Origin of the sequence: Kytococcus schroeteri (genome assembly GCF_002847825.1) — a bacterium.
Classification (GTDB): domain Bacteria; phylum Actinomycetota; class Actinomycetes; order Actinomycetales; family Dermatophilaceae; genus Kytococcus; species Kytococcus schroeteri.
In genome coordinates this window covers 43,185-60,521 of the sequence record NZ_PKIZ01000009.1, presented here as the reverse complement: position 1 = coordinate 60,521, position 17,337 = coordinate 43,185, and the positions used below count along the sequence as shown (strand labels likewise).

Below are 17,337 nucleotides of genomic sequence, written 5' to 3'. Positions count from 1 at the left end.
TCTACCGGTGCTCCCGACCGTGCCCCGCCCCCCACGGACAGGCCGTGCCTCAGTCGGCCAGCAGGTCGGCGTACTGCGGCTCGTCCCGCATGAGGTGGCGCACGTAGGAGCAGTCCGGGCGCACGGTGCGGCCGGCCTCGCGCGCGGCCTCGAGGGCGGCCCCCACCACGGCCCGCGCCACCCCCTGGCCACGGTGCTCCGGCAGGGTCACGGTGTGCGGCATCACCTGCACGTCACCGTCCAGGTGGTACTCGGTGAAGCCGGCCAGCTCCCCGTCGACGTATCCCTCGAAGCGCTGCTCGGCGGTGTTCTGCCGCACGGTCACGGTCGGGTCAGTCATTGTCGCCTCCGGTGTCTCCCATGCGGGCTGCCGCGGCGCCCGCATCGGCCTCGTCCTGGTTGTCGGACCACTGCCACCCTGCCACCTCGGGCAGGTCCACCCCGTGCGCGTAGGCGTGGGCGCGGGCCTCCAGGCGCTTGTCCTCCATGCGCTGGCGCAGGCCGGCGTGGCGTGCGCGCAGCCCCGGCACGTGGTCGATGACGTCCATCACCAGGTGGTACCGGTCGAGGTCGTTGCGCATGAGCATGTCGAACGGCGTGGTGGTGGTGCCCTCCTCCCGGTAGCCGCGCACGTGGAAGTCCGACCCGGTGTCGTTGCGGTACACCAGCCGGTGGATGAGCCACGGGTAGCCGTGGTAGGCGAACACCACCGGGGTGCCCTCGGGGAACAGGGCCCGGAACTGGTCGCGGTCCATGCCGTGCGGGTGCTCGCCGGAGTCCTGCAGCCGCATCAGGTCCACCACGTTCACCACCCGCACCCTGAGCCCCGGCAGCTCGCGCTCCAGCAGGGTGGCCGCGGCCAGCACCTCCACGGTGGGGACGTCGCCGGCGCAGGCCAGCACCACGTCCGGCAGCTCGCCGTCGCGCACCGTGCCGGCCCACTCCCAGGTCCCGATGCCGCGCGTGCAGTGGGCGACCGCCTCCTCCATCGACAACCAGGTGGGCGTGGGCTGCTTGCCGGCCACCACCACGTTGACGTACTGCCGCGAGCGCAGGCAGTGGTCCATGGTGGACAGCAGGGTGTTGGCGTCCGGCGGCAGGTACACGCGGATGATCTCGGCCTTCTTGTTCACCACGTGGTCGATGAAGCCCGGGTCCTGGTGGGAGAAGCCGTTGTGGTCCTGCCGCCACACGTGCGAGCTGAGCAGGTAGGTGAGCGAGGCCAGCGGGCGCCGCCACTCGATGCCGTTGGTGACCTTGAGCCACTTGGCGTGCTGGTTGAACATCGAGTCCACGATGTGGATGAACGCCTCGTAGCTGCTCATGAGGCCGTGGCGGCCGGTGAGCAGGTAACCCTCCAGCCAGCCCTGGCACTGGTGCTCGCTGAGCACCTCCATGACCCGGCCCGACGGGCCGAGGGGCTCCCCGGCGTCGTTCGGGTGGTACTCCCCCATCCACTGCTTGGGGGTCACCTCGTAGACGTCCTGCAGGCGGTTCGACGCGGTCTCGTCCGGCCCGAACACACGGAAGTTCTGCAGGTTGGCGGCCACCACGTCGCGCAGCCAGGCCCCCATGCGGCGGGTGGGTTCCACCACCTCGGTGCCACGCTCCTCCACCGGGACGGCGTAGCGACGGAAGTCGGGCAGCTCCAGCTCCTGCAGCACCGCGCCACCGTTGGTCACCGGGTTGGCGGACATGCGGGCGGTGCCCTCCGGTGCGGTGGCGGCGATCTCCGGCAGCAGGGCGCCGTCGGCGTCGAACAGCTCCTCGGGGCGGTAGGAGCGCAGCCAGTCCTCCAGCACCCTCAGGTGCTCTGGGGTGTCGCGGGCGCTGGCCAGGGGCACCTGGTGGGAGCGCCAGTGGCCCTCGGTCTGCCTGCCGTCCACCTCGGCCGGGCCGGTCCAGCCCTTGGGGGTGCGGAAGACGATCATCGGCCAGGCCGGGCGGTGCGCCTGCGGCACGGAGCCCTCGGCGGCGGTGGGGTCCTGGCCCTGCTCGGCGCGCACCGCCGCATCGGCCTTGAAGCGGGCGATCATGTCGAGCGCCTCGTCGAGCACGGCTGCGAAGCGCTGGTGGATGCTGATCGGGTCCTCGTCGTCGAACCCGGCGGTGAAGAACAGCGGCGTGTGGCCGTACCCGGTCATGAGTGCGGCCAGCTCGTCCTCGGGGATGCGGGCGAGCACCGTGGGGTTGGCGATCTTGTAGCCGTTGAGGTGCAGCACCGGCAGCACCACCCCGTCGGTGTGCGGGTTGAGGAACTTGTTGGAGTGCCACGCGGTGGCCAGCGGACCGGTCTCGGCCTCGCCGTCACCCACCACGGTGAAGGCCAGCTGGTCGGGGTTGTCGAACACCGCCCCGTAGGCGTGGGAGAGCGCGTACCCCAGCTCGCCGCCCTCGTGGAGGGATCCGGGGACCTCCGGGGAGACGTGCGAGGGGATGCCGCCGGGAAAGCTGAACTGCTTGAACAGCCGCTGCAGGCCGGCCTCGTCGCGCGTGATGCCGGGGTAGGTCTCGGTGTACGTGCCCTCGAGGTAGGTGGAGGCCACCAAGCCCGGGCCGCCGTGGCCGGGGCCGGTCACGTAGAACGCGTTGAGCCCGCGCTGCCGGATGGCCCGGTTCATGTGCGCGTAGAGGAAGGTGAGCCCGGGCGTGGTGCCCCAGTGGCCCAGCAGGCGGGGCTTCACGTGGTCCTCGGTGAGCGGCTGGCGCAGCAGGGGGTTGTCGAGCAGGTAGATCTGCCCCACGGAGAGGTAGTTGGCGGCCCGCCACCACTGGTGGATCCGTGCGGCCTCCTCGGCCGTCAGCGGGGTGGAGGGCCGGTCGGGCCAGGCGGTCGGTGCGGTCACAGCGGCTCCTCGAGGGTGGTGTCGCTCACCGGGCGCCGGCGGTCCCCGGGCCCGCTCGCCACGCTAGCCACCCCAGCCGGCCCGGCGCACCTCGGCACCCCTGTCCAACCCCTTGGCCAACTCCTGACCGCCGCTTGGTCCGTGCTCGAGGGACGCGGGGCCACCATGCGAGGACCCCCTCACCCCCCCTTGGAGGACACCATGCGTCGCACCCTCGCGCTCACCACCCTCGTCGCCCTGGCCGCCACCTGCGCACCGGCCGCCACCGCCGCCCCCGATGCCGGGTCGCCCGCTGCGCCCGACCTGCGCCCGCGCGTGGCCGCCACCGCCGACGGCGGGCTCTCGGACGACCACCGCTCGCGCACCCGCATCCAGCTCAAGCTCGCCGAGGGCACCTCACCCGACGCGCTGGCCGGCACCCTGGCCGCCGCCGGGGACGACGCCGTCTCCTCGCTGGCCGCCGCGGGCACGCTGCGCGACCTCCGCCCGATGGTGGACCGCCCCGCCGCGGACCTGCGCGCCCTGAAGGCCACCGCCGAGCGGCGCTCGGGGGACCAGCAGGCCGACATGTCCCTGTGGATGCTGGCCGAGGTGGACGCCGCCGACATGGACCGCGTCCTGGCCGAGCTCGACGCGGACCCGGCCGTGGAGGTGGCCATGGCCCAGCCGCTGCCGACCGCGGAGCCGCTGGCCGGTCCGCAGAAGGTGGCCGCCACCCCGCTGGCCGCGTTGCGCGCCGACGGCGCCGACCCGGTGAACCCGCTGGCCACCCCGGACTTCACCGACCGCCAGGCCTACCGGGGCCCGGCCGCCGAGCAGGGCGTGGAGGCCGTCGCGGCGGCCGAGCAGCCCGGTGGCGACGGGGCCAACGTGGCGGTCGCCGACATCGAGTACAACTGGCACCGCAACCACGAGGACCTCACGCAGCTGGCCCGCGAGGGCGCGCTCTTGGCCGTCGGCACCCCGGACCCGTCCTACGGCCCCCACGGCACCGCCGTGATGGGCGAGATCGTCGGGGACGACAACGGCGGCGGGGTCACCGGCATCGCGCCGGCGGCCACGCCGTTCATGTCCAACGCCATCAGTCTGGAGAACGGGTGGGCGCCGGGCGCCGCCATCGCCCTGGCCGCCGAGACGCTGGAGGCCGGCGACGTGATCCTGCTGGAGCTGCAGGTGAACGGGTGCGGCGGCGGGTACGCCCCGGTGGAGCTGGACCCGGCCTCGTACGACGCCATCAGGACCGCGACGGCCAAGGGCATCCACGTGGTGGAGGCCGCCGGCAACGGCACCCAGAACCTGGACGACCCCTGCTACGGCGGGGAGACCTTCCCCGACGGCAAGGGTGACTCCGGCGCCATCATCGTGGGCGCCGGGGCCGGGTCGCGCTCGGGCCGCACGCCCGGCTCGCGCCTGGACTTCAGCACCTACGGCTCGCGCGTGAACGTGCAGGGATGGGGCGAGACCGTCACCAGCGCCGGTTACGGCGACCTGTACGGCAGCGACGAGAACACGCACTACACGGACGGCTTCTCCGGCACCTCCTCGGCCTCCCCCATCGTCACCGGGGCGGTGGCGCAGATCTCGTCCATCGCGCAGGAGAGGGGTGTGGAGCTCACCCCGGCGCAGATGCGCGACCTGGTCGTGGAGACCGGCACCCCGCAGCCCGAGGGCGACGCCGGCCACATCGGCCCGCTGCCCAACGTGGTCAAGGCCGTGGAGGCCATGGGGTCCGGCGTCGCCGAGTGATGCCACCCCACCCGGGGGCCGCACCGTCGCCCCCGGGTGGGGAGCACACTGGGGGCATGACGACCCTCCACGACTTCACGGCCACCACCATCGACGGGCAGGAGCGCTCGCTGGGCGACTACGCCGGACAGCTGGTGCTGGTGGTGAACACCGCCAGCGAGTGCGGCCTGACGCCCCAGTACGAGGACCTGCAGAACCTCTACGCCGAGCACGCAGGTGCCGGGTTCGTGGTGCTCGGGTTCCCGTGCAACCAGTTCGGCGCCCAGGAGCCCGGCACGGAGGCGGAGATCTCCGGGTTCTGCCAGAAGAACTACGGCGTGACCTTCCCGATGTTCGCCAAGGTGGACGTCAACGGTGACGAGGCCCACCCGCTGTTCGCCTGGCTGCGCGAGGAGTCCGGCGGCGAGGAGGTCGAGTGGAACTTCGCCAAGTTCCTCGTGGACGGCGAGGGCAAGCTCGTGAAGCGCTACTCCCCGCGCACCACCCCCGCCGAGATGGGCGGCGACGTCTTGCGACTGCTCGAGATCGGCCTCTGAGGCGCTACACTTCGCCGACCGCGGCCACTCCCGGAGGCGGCAACCACCCCGCGTCCGAACGGAGTCCGCGCATGCCCACGTCCACCCTGCCCTCCCGCACCCGTCGCAGCCCGCGCGTCCTCGTGACGGCGGCGGCAGCCCTGGCCGTCATCAGCAGCGGCCTGGTGCCTGCCACCGCCTCGACCGGTACCGCCGGCGCGTACTCCGCCCCGCTGCGCACGGCCGTCCGCAACCTGCCGGTCGCCCACGAGAACAACGCCGGGTACGACCGGGACCGCTTCTTCGGAGAGTGGCGTGACGCCAACGGGGACTGCCAGAACACCCGCCACGAGGTGCTCGTCCAGGAGTCCCGCATCACCCCCACGTACTCCAGCCGTCGCTGCACGGTGAAGGCCGGCAGGTGGGTGACCAGCTGGGACAACAGGACCCACCGGTACCCCTCCACGGTGCAGATCGACCACACGGTGCCGGTGGCCGAGGCCTGGGGCTCCGGCGCACGTCGCTGGACCCAGACCCGCCGCAAGGCCTTCCACAACGACCTCGGCGACAAGCGGTCGCTGAACGCCCAGACCACCTCACTCAACCGCGCCAAGAGCGCCAAGGGCCCCGAGGCGTGGATGCCCCGCGCCAACCGCTGCCGCTACGTGCAGGAGTGGGTGGCCGTGAAGATCCGCTGGCGCCTCACCGTGGACCCCGCCGAGAAGGCCGCGCTCACCCGCCTGGCCTCGCAGTGCTCCAACGTGACCCTGCGCGTCAACCGCGTCTGACCCCGCCGCCGTGCCCCGAGTCCCCTCCGGCGCGGCGTTCAGCAGGCTCGCCGCACGTCGGTGTGGGGGGGAGTGGTCGCCCGTGAACAGCAACGCTTCCCCCAGGTCCTGCGCAGTGGTGTACGCAAAGCAGTCACCCAGGTTGAGCCCGGCGGGATGACCGCTTCCCCAACCGATGTCCCGGAAGGCGGCACGGGCGGCACGCGCCTGCGCAGGCGTGAACGGCACCACCTCGATGCCGAGTGCGTCCAGCAACTCGTCGACCACCCCGGATGCCCTCTAGCCTCGGGCCATGAGCAGCGCACGAGGGACCTTGGAGTGGACGCCGCTGGCCGACGGGCTGGACCTGGTGGCACCCCCGGTGGCCGAGGCCGCCCGCGCCGGCCACGTGCCGGGCGCCGAGGTGGTGGGCATCGACGCCGACCTGGCCGACACCGCTGCCTTCTGCGAGGCCTACGCGGTGACCCCCGAGGCGTCGGCCAATTGCGTGGTGGTGGAGGGTCGTCGCGGGGAGAGAACCACAATGGCAGCGGTGATGGTGCTGGCCACCGACCGCGCGGACGTCAACAGGACCGTCCGCAAGCACCTGGGCGTGCGCCGCATCTCGTTCGCCGACCAGACCGCCACGGAGTCCGCCACCGGCATGACCTCCGGTGGCATCACCCCGGTGGGCCTGCCCGCCGACTGGCCGATCCTCGTGGACGAGCGCGTGGCCGCCGCCGAGGCCGTGGTCATCGGCGGCGGTGTGCGAGGCGCCAAGTTGCTGGTGCCCGGCGCGGAGCTGGCCGCCCTGCCGGGCGCCGAGGTGCTGGACCTCGTCGTCCCCGGCTGACCCCGGCGGCCGGCCACCACTCAACGGTCGACGACCCGTCGTCGTTCCTGACCAGATCCTGACCGAATCTTGGGCCGCGATCGAGGTCGCCGTTGCCACGATGTGGGCTCCACACACCCTCACCCCCCTCCCGAGGAGAGCCCCATGAACCGATCCGTGGCCATCGCACTCGCCGCGGCCCTCGCCACCACCGTTACCCCGTCCGCCCTGGCGGCTCCGGCCACCGTGCACGCCGACGGCCACACCCCACCCTCCACGAGCAGCACCCCCGCCACCAGCGCCACCCACCGCACCACGCTCGAGCCCCGGACGGTCGCCTCCTCGAGCACCCCGGTGGCCCGCACCGGGCAGTCGCGCACCCGCATCCAGTTCAAGCTGGCCGAGGGCACTTCCACCACCCAGCGCACGAGCGCCCTGGCCGCCGAGGGGCCGGGCGTCGTCTCCCGCCTGACCCGCAGTGGCGCGCTGCGTGACGTGCGCCCGATGGTGGACGCCCCCGCCTCCTCGCTGCGCTCCCTCAAGGCCACGGCCGAGCAGCGCTCCGGCGCGGAGCAGGCCGACATGTCGCTGTGGATGGTGGCCCGCGTGGACGCCGGTTCCCGCGACGAGGTGCTGCGCCGCCTGCAGGCCGACCCCGCCGTGGAGGCGGCCATGCCGCAGCCCCTGCCGGTGACGCCGCCCGAGGCGATGGCGGCCGCCGCCCCCGCCGTTGCCTCCCCCGAGGCCGTGTTCCGCAAGGATGGCCGCAGCCCCGTCAACATGCTGGCCACCGCGGACTTCAGCGGCCGCCAGACCTACCGCGGCCCGGCATCCCAGCAGGGCATCGAGGCCCTGGCCGTCAACAAGCTGCCTGGCGGCAAGGGCGAGAACGTGGCCGTCTCCGACGTGGAGTTCGGCTGGACCATGAACCACGAGGACCTCTCCCAGCTGGCCCGCAGCGGCGCCCTCATCGCCACCGGCACGCCGTCGTTCAGCTACCCCGAGCACGGCACCGCCGTGATGGGTGAGGTCATCGGCGACGAGAACGGCTCCGGCGTCACTGGCATCGCCCCCAAGGCCACCGGGTACGTGGCCAACGCAGTGAGCCGCGAGTACGGCTTCTCCGCCGGGGCGGCCATCACCCGCTCGGCACAGAAGCTCCAGGCCGGCGACGTGATCCTCCTGGAGCAGCAGCTCACCGGCTGTGGTGGCGGCTTCGCCCCCGTGGAGATCGACCCCGCCGCCTACGACGCCATCCGCACCGCCGTGGCCAAGGGCATCCACGTGGTGGAGGCCGCTGGCAACGGCGCCCAGAACCTGGACTCCTCCTGCTACGGCGGCACCGCCTTCCCCGGCGGCCGTGGCGACTCCGGCGCCATCATCGTCGGCGCGGGCGCCAGCTCCCGCTCCGGCCGGGTGCCGGGCTCGCGCCTCAGCTACTCCACCTACGGCTCGCGCGTCAACGTGCAGGGCTGGGGCGAGATGGTCACCACCACCGGTTACGGCGACCTGCAGGGCGGCTACGCCAGCACCCAGTACACGGACGTGTTCTCCGGCACCTCCTCGGCCTCCCCCATCGTGACCGGCGCCGTGGCCCTGGTCTCCTCCGTGGCCCAGCAGAAGGGCGTCTCGCTCACGCCGGCGCAGATGCGCTCCCTCCTGGTGAGGACCGGCACGCCGCAGCAGGGCTCCAGCGGCCACATCGGCCCGTTGCCCAACGTGCTCGCGGCGGTCAACAGCCTGGGCGAGGGCACCGACCCCGGCACCGACCCCGACCCGGAGCCCACCGGCTGCACGGGCCTGGCCTCCACCACCGGCGCCCTCTCCGGCCAGGGAGACCGCGACATCCTGCCCAACGGGTCGTGGTTCCGGACCACGTCGGTCTCCACGCAGCACGCCTGCCTGAAGGCCGACGGCGAGTTCGCCCTGTACCTGCAGAAGTGGAACGGCGCCAGCTGGGACTACGTGGCCAAGTCCACCAGCCGCACCGGCACCGAGGAGATCACCTACTCCGCCGGCGCCGGCTACTACCGCTGGATGGTCTACTCCTGGGCCGGCAGCGGCAACTACAGCCTGCTGGCCACCGGCCTCTGAACAGCCCCTCCCGCCGATGCCGGGGCCCGGGTCGCGTGACCCGGGCCCCGTCACGCGCCTCGCCCTACGCCCCGTCCTCGAGCCGGCGCCGCTGCTGGCGCGCCGCTGCCCGGTCACCGGGGCGGCCGCGCTCCTCGAGGTGGGCCGACACCCGCTGGCGGTGCTCGGCCGGCTTCTCGTCGTCGTACTTGAACTTGGCCACCACCTCGCGCACGGGCAGCCGCAGCGCGGTGATGGCGGGCAGCATCCGGGCGTAGGGGCCGCCCTCGGCGGTCACCGGGGCGCTGCCTCCCTCGGGCTGCAGGTCGGCGAACTGGTGGGTGAGCACCTCGGCCTTCCCGGCCGGGTCGTCCACCACCTGCACGCCGCAGCGGAACTGCACGCTGGCGTAGTAGCTGGTGGGCACGCCGTGCTCGGGCGGAACGTCCGGCGCCGCCCGCCACGGACCGGGCACGTAGGCCACCGCCCCGGTCACCACGAAGCGCACCTCGCCGTGCTCCTCCAGGTGCTCGAACACCGGGTTGACGCGGGCCAGGTGCAGCACGAGCTCGTCGCGCGGCCCGTCCTCCCCCTCGATGCCGGTGAGCAGCGTGGCGTGGGTGGGCACCACCACCGGGGCGCCGGCCGGGTCGGCGTTGTTCACGGCGAGCACGCCGAACAGCTCGGGGCCGTCCAGCCACTCGCGCCACTCGGCCTCGTCGCGGGCGGCGTCCTGCGGGAAGACGAGCATCAGGCCTCCCGGTCCGCGGCCGGCAGCACGCGCGTGGCCACGCGCACCTCGTCGCCGAGGGTGCGCAGGTGGTCGGCCAGCTCGTCCACGGCCGCTGCGAGCGCGGCATCGTCCACCGGACCCAGGGCGTCGAGGATGAACACCGCCCGGCGGGTGCCCTCGCGCAGCGCGGTGCGGGGGCCCTGGCGCCAGTTCCAGCGGCGGCAGGTGACGCCCTCGTCGTCGCGCCACACCACCTCGCCGGGGGGGTTCTCCACCACCTCCTCGCCGGCGGACATCACGCTGAACGACTCGTCACCGGTGGCGACCACCAGCTGCGCACCACCCACGTAGTGGTCGAGGTCCTCGCCGCCCAGCGGGATGCCGTGCAGCACCGAGACCGCGTTGTACACGTCGGTGAGGCGGTTGACCCGGGGCAGGCCGTCGCCGGCGGCGCGGCGCAACAGGGCCTCCAGGCTGTTGCGGGTGCGCTGCGGCTTGGCGCCGAACGCCCGGTAGGCCTCCCGCCAGGCGGCCACGTGCGGCAGCTCCTCCACCGGCGTCTCGTCCAGCAGGGTGGTGGCGTGCTCCTCGGCACGGCGCAGCAGGGCCTCGCTCGCCTCGTCCGAGGGACGGGGCTCGATGCCGTCGACGGCCAGCAGCGCCACCCGGTAGTCGGGGCGCAGGGCCAGCACGTCGCCGTGGACGGTGCAGGTGTCGAGGAAGGTGTCCACGTCAGTGGTCATGGCCCGGATTCTCCTCCACCGCCGTGCTGCTGCGGTAGGCGCCCGGCAGCAGGTCCGCCACCTGCACGGAGACCGGTTCTCCCCCATCGGGTCCGGGGACCAGGACGCGGCAGCCGGGGTGGTGGTCCACGAGCACCTGCCGGTCGCGCCCGCAGGGGGCCAGCACGCCGCGGCCCAGGTCACCCACGGCCACGATGGCGGCCACCCGCCGCGCACCGTTGGCCCGCGCGGCGCCCAGCGCCACGAGCTCGGCGCACGGCCCGCCGGTGAAGTGGTACAGGTTCACGCCGATGTGCACACGGCCCTCGCCATCGAGCACCGCGGCACCCACGGTGTGCAGGCCGTCGGCCTCGGGGGTGGTGCGGTCGGTGGCGGCGTCGATGGTGCGGGTGGCGGCAGCCAGCAGCTCCTGCTCGGCCGCGTCCAGGGGACGGGCGCTGGGGAAGGGGGTGCCGGCAACCGGCGACGGGGTCCCGGTGGTCACGCTCAGAGCGCCATCATCCCGGTGGGTCGGCCCAGGCGGGCCATGAGCTGCTCGGTGGGAGTGGCGTTCGCGGCGGCCTCCACCGGCGGGTCGAAGTGCGGGTTGTCCTCGCGCCCCTCGCCCATCGCGTCGGTGACGCCGCTGGCGTAGGCCAGGAGCGGCTCGTCGAGCTGCAGACGGCTGCCCACCGACCGCTCGAGGTCCCAGCTGTGCACGATGGCGTCGACCACCACCAGCGGCAGGACGTGGCCGAGCGGCATCTCGCCGTAGGGGGTGCGGCAGGCCGCGTCCAGGTCGGCCTCGGGCAGCAGCTCGCGCACCCGGTCGGCCTCGGCACGCAGGGACGTGGCCGCCGCGGCGGCGTCCTCGGCGTGGAAGGCCGCCGGGTCCACCGGCACGGAGTCCACGTCCCCGCCCTCGAGCAGGACGACGGCCTTGCGCACGGAGCTGGTCACGTGGGCGACGAGGTCGCGCACGGTCCAGTCGCGCAGGTTCGAGCGACGTCGGAGGTCCCCGTCGGAGAGGCCCTCCACGGTCCGGGTGAGCAGGTCCAGGGCCTGCGGGGCCACGGTGCGCACGTCATCGGTCATGACCCCAGCCTAGGCACACCGCGGCGCGAGGGAGCCTGCTCGCCAGAGGGAAAACGAAGCCTTTCATGGGGCTTCCCTGACCCGGGCCGCGCTACCTTCGCAAGGCGCGAGAACAACGCTCCCCCACTCGTTTCCAGAGATCGGAGAACTCCCGTGACCACCACCTCGCGCGGCCCCCGCCGCTTCCTCGCCCTCGGACCGGTGACGGCCGGCACCCTGCTGCTCACCGCCCTGGCCCCGATGACGGCCACTGCCGGCAGCACCGAGTACAGCGCCCCGCTCACCCAGGCGGTGGAGGAGCTGCCCGTGGCCGCCGAGGACAACGCCGGCTACGACCGCAAGAAGCACTTCGGCTCCTGGAAGGACGAGGACGGCGACTGCCAGAACGCCCGCGCCGAGGTGCTCATCGAGGAGAGCAGCACCGAGGTCACCTTCACCAACGAGAAGGAGTGCACGGTGGACGGCGGCACGTGGACCACCACCTGGGACGGCAGGGTGCACCGCAAGGCCTCCGAGACGCAGATCGACCACACCGTGCCGCTCCACGAGGCGTGGGGCTCCGGGGCCCAGGAGTGGGAGGACACCCGCCGCAAGGCCTACGCCAACGACCTCGGCGACGAGCGCCTCCTCACCGCGCAGACCAGCGCGCTGAACACCGAGAAGGGCTCCAAGGGTCCCGAGGAGTGGCTGCCGCCGAAGGACCAGTGCACCTACGTGGCCGACTGGACCGCCATGAAGGTGCGCTGGGGCCTCACGGTGGACGAGACGGAGAAGGCGAAGATGACCGAGATGGCGGCCTCCTGCCCGGAGACCACCATCACCGTCACCGTCGTCTGACGGGCGCCTGCCCGGGCCCGCCCGCGCGGGCCCGGGCACGGCTCACCGCCGCGGGATGTTGCGCATGTTGGAACGGGCCATCGAGACGACCTCGCCCACCCCGCCGTTGAGCACGATCTTGCTCATGGCGGTGGCGAAGCCGAACACCTGGTCACTGGTGATCTTGGGCGGCAGTGAGAGCGCGTTCGGGTCGGTGACCACGTCCACCAGACTCGGCCCGCGGTGGGCCAGGGCCTCGCGGTAGGCGGCCTCCAGCTCCCGCGGGTCCTCCACGCGCCAGGTGCGCCACCCCATCGCGCCGGCGATGGCCGCGTAGTCCGTGGCCGGCACGTCCGTGCCGAAGCTGGGCAGCTCGTCCACGAGCATCTCGAGCTTCACCATGCCCAGCGTGGAGTTGTTGAAGACCACCGCCGTCATCGGCAGGTCGTAGGCCACCGGCGTGAGCAGGTCGCCCAGCAGCATCGAAAGGCCGCCGTCTCCGCACATGGCCACCACCTGACGCTCCCGGTCGGCCAGCTGGGCGCCGATGGCGTGCGGCAGCGCGTTGGCCATGGACCCGTGCAGGAACGAGGCGATGAGGCGCCGCGTGCCCAGCGGACGCACGTAGCGGGCGCTCCACACGTTGCACATGCCGGTGTCCGCGGTGACCACGGCGTCGTCGTCCATGAGCTGGTCCAGCAGGTCGGCGGCGTACTCCGGGTGCACGGGCTTCATGTCGAGCACGTCGTGGGTGTAGGCGCCCACCGACTTGGTCATGAGCCGCTCGTGCTTCTCGAGCATCTTCTCCAGGAAGCTGCGGTCGGTCTTGCGCTGCAGCAGCGGCAGCACGGCCTCGATGACGGAGCGCACGTCGCCCTGGACCGGCAGGTCCACGTCCGTGCGGCGGCCGATGACGGCGGCGTCGGTGTCCACCTGCACGGTGCGGGTGCCGGGGAGGAACTGGTCGTAGGGGAAGTCCGTACCGAGCATGACCAGCAGGTCGGCGTCCTCGATGCCGGCCGCGGCCGCGCCGTAGCCGAGCAGGCCGGTCATGCCCACGTCGAAGGGGTTGTCGAACTGGATGGCGTCCTTGCCGCGCAGCGAGTGGCCCACCGGGGCGGCCAGGGTGTCGGCCAGCTGCATCACCTCGGCGTGGGCGCCGCGCACTCCCTCGCCGCAGAACAGGGCCACCTTCTCGGCGCGGTTGAGCTCGTCGGCCAGCTCCCGCACGGCGTCCACGGTGGGCACCGTGACGCCCCGGCGCACCGGCACGTACCGGGGTGCCTCGGCCGCCACGTCGAGGTCGGCGATGTCGCCGGGGAGGCTCACCACCGAGACGCTCCGGTTCTGCACGGCGTGGCGGATGGCGGCGTGCACCACCCGCGGCGCCTGCTCGGCGGTGGAGACCAGCTCGCAGTAGTCCGAGCAGTCGGTGAACACGCGGTCGGGGTGGGTCTCCTGGAAGTAGCCCTGACCGATCTGGCTGCTGGGGATGTGGCTGGCCAGCGCCAGCACGGGCGCCCCGGAGCGGTGCGCGTCGTAGAGACCGTTCACCAGGTGGGTGTTGCCCGGGCCGCAGGAGCCGGCGCACACCGCGAGCCTCCCGGTCACCTGGGCCTCGGCGGCCGCCGCGAAGGCGCCCACCTCCTCGTGCCGCACGTGCACCCAGTCGATGCCGCCCTTGGCGGCACCCCCGGTGCGGCGCACCGCATCGACGATGGGGTTGAGGCTGTCGCCCACCACCCCGTAGATCCTGTTGACGCCCGCTTCCACGAGCTGCTGGACGAGCTGTTCCGCGACGTTCTTGGCCATGCGGTCACCGTATTGCGAGAACCCTCGTGCGGCCAGCCAGCGGCCGCACCGACGACTGGACCCCGGCGCCAGGGGGCACCGGGGTCCAGGAGGTCGTCGGGTCAGCAGGCGGCGGACTTGATGTCGTCCTTGGTGCTCCGGTCCTTGTAGGTGCAGGTGTCGAGCACCGCGCCCTTGGGGCCCTTGAGCGTGATCGTGTCGCCGGTGTTGTTCCACACGTAGGAGGTCTTGCCCCAGTAGCGCAGCGTGGTGGAACGCACACCCGCGGTGTTGGTGCCCCGGCCGGTCATGATGCGAACCGTCCCCTTGGCCGGCACCACGGTGGTGGGCAGCCTGTAGGTGAAGCCCATCGCGTCGCGCACCGTGTAACCGGTGATGGTGCGCCGCACGCTGGTGTTGTTGCGCAGCACCACGTACTCGGCGTTGAGGCTGGCGTTGGAGTAGTCGTCGCGCTTGGCCCCGTAGGAGTCGTACACGATCTGCGAGATGGAGACGGGAGGCAGTGCCTCGGCGGCCGGTGCGGAGGTGAGCACGGTGGGGGCAGCGAGAGCGGCCGCGAGCAGGCCCCCCACCAGACGTGCGTGACGGTTCACCCTCCCAGTGTGCCGCATCGGCGTCCGGCTCTCAGCGCAGGACCACCTCACCAGGACTGGGGCAATCCTCAGGCTTCCTTGGTCCGGGCCTGACTGCCCGGCAGACACGATGAGGGCCCCCTTTCAGATCGCACACTGGCCCGAGGAGAGCCCATGTCCCGCTTCCTGACCACCGCCGTCGCGGCCGCCATGGCCGGTGCGCTGAGCGTGCCCGTCGCCGCCGGCGCCACCCAGCACCGTTCCGAGGCCGAGCTCACACCGCGCCTCGCCGCATCGGCCGACTCGGCCCCCTCCGCCCTGCACCCGACGGAGGGCCGCTCGGCCACCCGCATCCAGGTGAAGCTCGCCGAGGGCTCGTCCTCCGCGCTGCGCACCGCCGCGCTCTCCGGCGAGGGCGACTCCCGCGTGGCCGCCCTGAACCGCTCCGGCACCCTGCGTGACGTGCGTCCGATGGTGGACGCCCCCGCCTCCTCGCTGAGGGCCCTCAAGGCCACCGCGGAGCAGCGCTCCGGCGACGAGCAGGCCGACATGTCGCTGTGGCTGGTGGCCGAGGTGGCCCCCGGTGAGATGGCCGACACCCTGGCCCAGCTGAACGCCGACCCGGCCGTGGAGGTGGCCATGGCCGCCCCACTGCCGGTGCAGCCGCCGCGCGCCGGTACGTCGCCGGCCACCCCGCTGGCCGCCCTGCGCGCCGACGCCACCGACCCGGTGAACCCGCTGGCCACCCCGGACTTCACCGACCGCCAGAGCTACCGCGGCCCGGCCTCCGAGCAGGGCATCGAGGCCCTGGCGGCGCACGAGATGCCCGGCGGCAAGGGCAAGAACGTGGCCGTGGCCGACGTGGAGTTCGGCTGGACCATGGACCACGAGGACCTCACCCAGCTGGCCCGGGAGGACGCCCTCATCGCCAACGGCACCCCCTCGTACAGCTACCCCGAGCACGGCACCGCCGTGATGGGCGAGATCATCGGCGACGCCAACGAGTTCGGCGTCACCGGCATCGCGCCGGAGGCCACCGGGTACGTGGCCAACGCCGTCAGCAGTGAGGCCGGCTTCACCCCCGGCGCCGCCATCGCCGGGGCCGCCGAGGTGCTCGAGCCCGGCGACGTGATCCTCCTCGAGCAGCAGCTCACCGGTGGCCGCGGCGGCTTCGCCCCCGTGGAGATCGACCCCGCCGCCTACGACGCCATCAAGACCGCCGTCGCCAAGGGCATCCACGTGGTGGAGGCCGCCGGCAACGGCGCCCAGGACCTCGACGACCCCTGCTACGGCGGCGAGGGCTTCCCCGACGGCAAGGGCGACTCCGGCGCCATCATCGTCGGCGCGGGCGCCAGCTCCCGCAGCGGCCGGACGCCCGGCGAGGTCCTGAGCTACTCCACCTACGGCTCGCGTGTGAACGTGCAGGGCTGGGGCGAGATGGTGGCCAGCGCCGGGTACGGCGACCTGCAGGGCGGCTACGCCAGCACCCAGTACACGGACGTGTTCTCCGGCACCTCCTCGGCCTCCCCCATCGTGACCGGTGCCGTGGCCCTGGTCTCCTCCATCGCGCAGGAGAAGGGCGTGGAGCTCGACCCGGCCGCCATGCGCACACTGCTCATGGAGACCGGCACCCCGCAGGCCGGGAACGACAGCGCGCACATCGGGCCGCTGCCCAACGTGGTCAAGGCCGTCGAGGGACTGGGTTCCGGCTCCGCCGAGTGACCCGATGGCGAAGGGGCCGCTCCCGGTGGAGCGGCCCCTTCGCACGTCGGGGATCTCCCCGCACGGGAAAGGCGTCGGGCACACCGGAAGTTTCCGGTGTGCCCGACGCCTTTCCCGTGCCGAGCGCGGTTGCGCGTGCGCCCGCGCGGCTCAGCAGGGGCTGCGGTACACGAAGCCCTGCTCGGCCGGGGCGCACACGAACTGCTCGTAGCGCTTGTCGCCGTCCACGTGCACCTTGAGGAAGCTCAGGATGCGGCCCTGGATGACCTTGTTGTCCACCAGACCCGCCCAGTGCGTGCCCGCCAGGTCGGTGAACAGGCCCTTGGTCTCCGAGCCGATCGACTCGTGGATCGGCACCGCGTACTCACCGGCCGGGGCCACGTTGTCGATCCCCCCGGCGATGGTGAGCGACGGCTCGCTCACGCCCTTGAATCCCTCCTGCGCCCACGGGTGGATCGGCACCACAGCGTCCTGCTCGGACTCCTGCGCGGCGTAGAGGACGCCGCCGCCACCCATCGAGTGGCCCACCAGGGCCGTGCGCTCGGCATCGAGCAGCGGGGCCATGTCGGCGTCCGCCGCGAGCGCCTTCTGCGCACCCAGCGCCGCCTTGCCACGGGCCTGCGGCTGGCTCATGACGGTGGGGGCCTCGGCCATGAGCACCACGAACCCGTGGGAGGCCAGGCGCTTGGCCACGAACTCCATCGCCGACCCGGGCTCGGTGAACCCGGGCATGGTCACCACGCCGCCGAAGGTCTCCCCCTCGGCGCCGTTGGAGGGGTGGAACACCGTGCCGCCGTAGAAGTCCGCGTCCGGGGCGGCCTCCAGCTTCTTGCTGGCCACCTCGTAGGGGCCGTCCACGCCGACCGAGTCCTTGGTCGGGGCCGGGCCGTGCTCGGCGGCGGGCTGCACCTCCTGGGCCGAGAACGCGGCCGGCGCGACCGGGCCGGCGGTCGCGGGGGCGGCCAGGCCGAGGGCCAGACCGGCGGCGAGGACGGTGGTGCGGGTCAGAGAACGCATCATCTGCTCCTGTTGTTGAGGGGAGCCCCCACGCTAGGGAGAGCAGGTGACGCGGCCCCCTCCTGCGGG

General features: G+C 72.9%; 16 protein-coding genes and 1 pseudogene. 7 read left to right on the top strand and 10 right to left on the bottom strand.

Annotated elements, in window-relative coordinates; all coding sequences use genetic code 11:
• Positions 1-49: 49 nt before the first annotated feature.
• Entirely contained in the window at positions 50-340 is a 291-nt protein-coding gene (locus tag CYJ76_RS05950; RefSeq protein WP_070703395.1) for a GNAT family N-acetyltransferase, read from the bottom strand.
• Positions 333-2,846 (bottom strand): phosphoketolase family protein, encoded by a 2,514-nt coding sequence (locus CYJ76_RS05945; RefSeq protein WP_101849524.1) that lies wholly within the window; start codon positions 2,844-2,846, stop codon positions 333-335. Before CYJ76_RS05945 ends, CYJ76_RS05950 begins: the two co-directional genes overlap by 8 nt.
• A 201-nt stretch (positions 2,847-3,047) precedes the next feature.
• On the opposite strand from CYJ76_RS05945, the gene CYJ76_RS05940 reads away from it, so the two are divergent.
• From CYJ76_RS05940 to CYJ76_RS05930, 3 genes are all read left to right on the top strand, one after another.
• On the top strand, positions 3,048-4,592 hold the full coding sequence (locus CYJ76_RS05940) for a S8 family serine peptidase (protein WP_101849523.1): 1,545 nt from the start codon (positions 3,048-3,050) through the stop codon (positions 4,590-4,592).
• A gap of 56 nt (positions 4,593-4,648) precedes the next feature.
• Complete coding sequence (locus CYJ76_RS05935; protein WP_101849522.1) at positions 4,649-5,128, top strand: glutathione peroxidase; 480 nt, start codon at positions 4,649-4,651, stop codon at positions 5,126-5,128.
• A gap of 71 nt (positions 5,129-5,199) precedes the next feature.
• Positions 5,200-5,895, top strand: a complete 696-nt coding sequence (locus tag CYJ76_RS05930; protein ID WP_083323633.1) for an HNH endonuclease family protein — start codon at positions 5,200-5,202, stop codon at positions 5,893-5,895.
• 129 nt (positions 5,896-6,024) lie between these two features.
• Here CYJ76_RS05930 and CYJ76_RS13195 read toward each other — a convergent pair.
• A pseudogene (locus CYJ76_RS13195) lies at positions 6,025-6,123 on the bottom strand (type II toxin-antitoxin system VapC family toxin); the annotation flags it as partial.
• 64 nt (positions 6,124-6,187) lie between these two features.
• Between CYJ76_RS13195 and CYJ76_RS05925 the strand changes: the two are divergent.
• Together CYJ76_RS05925 and CYJ76_RS05920 are read left to right on the top strand one after the other, a co-directional pair.
• Positions 6,188-6,727 carry a YbaK/EbsC family protein gene (locus tag CYJ76_RS05925; protein ID WP_070705536.1) on the top strand — a complete coding sequence of 180 codons (540 nt, stop codon included), beginning with the start codon at positions 6,188-6,190 and terminating at the stop codon, positions 6,725-6,727.
• 144 nt (positions 6,728-6,871) lie between these two features.
• Positions 6,872-8,800, top strand: a complete 1,929-nt coding sequence (locus CYJ76_RS05920) for a S8 family serine peptidase (RefSeq protein ID WP_101849521.1) — start codon at positions 6,872-6,874, stop codon at positions 8,798-8,800.
• A gap of 64 nt (positions 8,801-8,864) precedes the next feature.
• Here the strand turns inward: CYJ76_RS05920 and CYJ76_RS05915 are convergent, their stop codons facing one another.
• Genes CYJ76_RS05915 through CYJ76_RS05900 form a run of 4 tightly spaced genes read right to left on the bottom strand, consistent with a single transcriptional unit; the run spans position 8,865 to position 11,329 of the window.
• Positions 8,865-9,530, bottom strand: a complete 666-nt coding sequence (locus tag CYJ76_RS05915) for an FMN-binding negative transcriptional regulator (RefSeq protein WP_101849520.1) — start codon at positions 9,528-9,530, stop codon at positions 8,865-8,867.
• A complete protein-coding gene (locus CYJ76_RS05910; protein WP_101849519.1) occupies positions 9,530-10,255 on the bottom strand; it encodes a B3/B4 domain-containing protein in 726 nt (241 codons plus the stop codon). The genes CYJ76_RS05915 and CYJ76_RS05910 overlap by 1 nt, the downstream gene beginning before the upstream one ends.
• Positions 10,245-10,739: a cytidine deaminase family protein gene (locus CYJ76_RS05905; RefSeq protein WP_101849518.1), complete on the bottom strand. Its 495-nt coding sequence runs from the start codon at positions 10,737-10,739 to the stop codon at positions 10,245-10,247. Before CYJ76_RS05905 ends, CYJ76_RS05910 begins: the two co-directional genes overlap by 11 nt.
• 2 nt (positions 10,740-10,741) lie before the next feature.
• Positions 10,742-11,329 (bottom strand): TIGR03086 family metal-binding protein, encoded by a 588-nt coding sequence (locus tag CYJ76_RS05900; protein ID WP_101849517.1) that lies wholly within the window; start codon positions 11,327-11,329, stop codon positions 10,742-10,744.
• A 153-nt stretch (positions 11,330-11,482) separates the two neighbouring features.
• Between CYJ76_RS05900 and CYJ76_RS05895 the strand changes: the two genes are divergently transcribed.
• A complete protein-coding gene (locus CYJ76_RS05895; RefSeq protein WP_238138162.1) occupies positions 11,483-12,166 on the top strand; it encodes an HNH endonuclease family protein in 684 nt (227 codons plus the stop codon).
• Between the two features lie 42 nt (positions 12,167-12,208).
• Here the strand turns inward: CYJ76_RS05895 and CYJ76_RS05890 are convergent, their stop codons facing one another.
• Positions 12,209-13,957 carry a pyruvate dehydrogenase gene (locus tag CYJ76_RS05890; protein WP_101849516.1) on the bottom strand — a complete coding sequence of 583 codons (1,749 nt, stop codon included), beginning with the start codon at positions 13,955-13,957 and terminating at the stop codon, positions 12,209-12,211.
• A gap of 101 nt (positions 13,958-14,058) precedes the next feature.
• Positions 14,059-14,550, bottom strand: coding sequence for a lamin tail domain-containing protein (locus CYJ76_RS05885; protein WP_180802227.1), 492 nt, complete (start codon positions 14,548-14,550; stop codon positions 14,059-14,061).
• A 153-nt stretch (positions 14,551-14,703) separates the two neighbouring features.
• Between CYJ76_RS05885 and CYJ76_RS05880 the strand changes: the two genes are divergently transcribed.
• Positions 14,704-16,251 carry a S8 family serine peptidase gene (locus tag CYJ76_RS05880; RefSeq protein ID WP_101849514.1) on the top strand — a complete coding sequence of 516 codons (1,548 nt, stop codon included), beginning with the start codon at positions 14,704-14,706 and terminating at the stop codon, positions 16,249-16,251.
• A gap of 150 nt (positions 16,252-16,401) precedes the next feature.
• Here the strand turns inward: CYJ76_RS05880 and CYJ76_RS05875 are convergent, their stop codons facing one another.
• Complete coding sequence (locus CYJ76_RS05875; protein ID WP_070705826.1) at positions 16,402-17,268, bottom strand: dienelactone hydrolase family protein; 867 nt, start codon at positions 17,266-17,268, stop codon at positions 16,402-16,404.
• Positions 17,269-17,337 lie beyond the last annotated feature (69 nt).

What these genes read in the sequence shown, in the direction of transcription:
- CYJ76_RS05935 (WP_101849522.1), top strand. Translation starts at nt 4,649, where the DNA reads ATGACGACCCTCCACGACTTCACGGCCACCACCATCGACGGGCAGGAG.
- CYJ76_RS05940 (WP_101849523.1), top strand. Translation starts at nt 3,048, where the DNA reads ATGCGTCGCACCCTCGCGCTCACCACCCTCGTCGCCCTGGCCGCCACC.
- CYJ76_RS05950 (WP_070703395.1), bottom strand. Translation starts at nt 340, where the DNA reads ATGACTGACCCGACCGTGACCGTGCGGCAGAACACCGCCGAGCAGCGC.
- CYJ76_RS05925 (WP_070705536.1), top strand. Translation starts at nt 6,188, where the DNA reads ATGAGCAGCGCACGAGGGACCTTGGAGTGGACGCCGCTGGCCGACGGG.
- CYJ76_RS05920 (WP_101849521.1), top strand. Translation starts at nt 6,872, where the DNA reads ATGAACCGATCCGTGGCCATCGCACTCGCCGCGGCCCTCGCCACCACC.
- CYJ76_RS05900 (WP_101849517.1), bottom strand. Translation starts at nt 11,329, where the DNA reads ATGACCGATGACGTGCGCACCGTGGCCCCGCAGGCCCTGGACCTGCTC.
- CYJ76_RS05910 (WP_101849519.1), bottom strand. Translation starts at nt 10,255, where the DNA reads ATGACCACTGACGTGGACACCTTCCTCGACACCTGCACCGTCCACGGC.
- CYJ76_RS05930 (WP_083323633.1), top strand. Translation starts at nt 5,200, where the DNA reads ATGCCCACGTCCACCCTGCCCTCCCGCACCCGTCGCAGCCCGCGCGTC.
- CYJ76_RS05915 (WP_101849520.1), bottom strand. Translation starts at nt 9,530, where the DNA reads ATGCTCGTCTTCCCGCAGGACGCCGCCCGCGACGAGGCCGAGTGGCGC.
- CYJ76_RS05890 (WP_101849516.1), bottom strand. Translation starts at nt 13,957, where the DNA reads ATGGCCAAGAACGTCGCGGAACAGCTCGTCCAGCAGCTCGTGGAAGCG.
- CYJ76_RS05880 (WP_101849514.1), top strand. Translation starts at nt 14,704, where the DNA reads ATGTCCCGCTTCCTGACCACCGCCGTCGCGGCCGCCATGGCCGGTGCG.
- CYJ76_RS05875 (WP_070705826.1), bottom strand. Translation starts at nt 17,268, where the DNA reads ATGCGTTCTCTGACCCGCACCACCGTCCTCGCCGCCGGTCTGGCCCTC.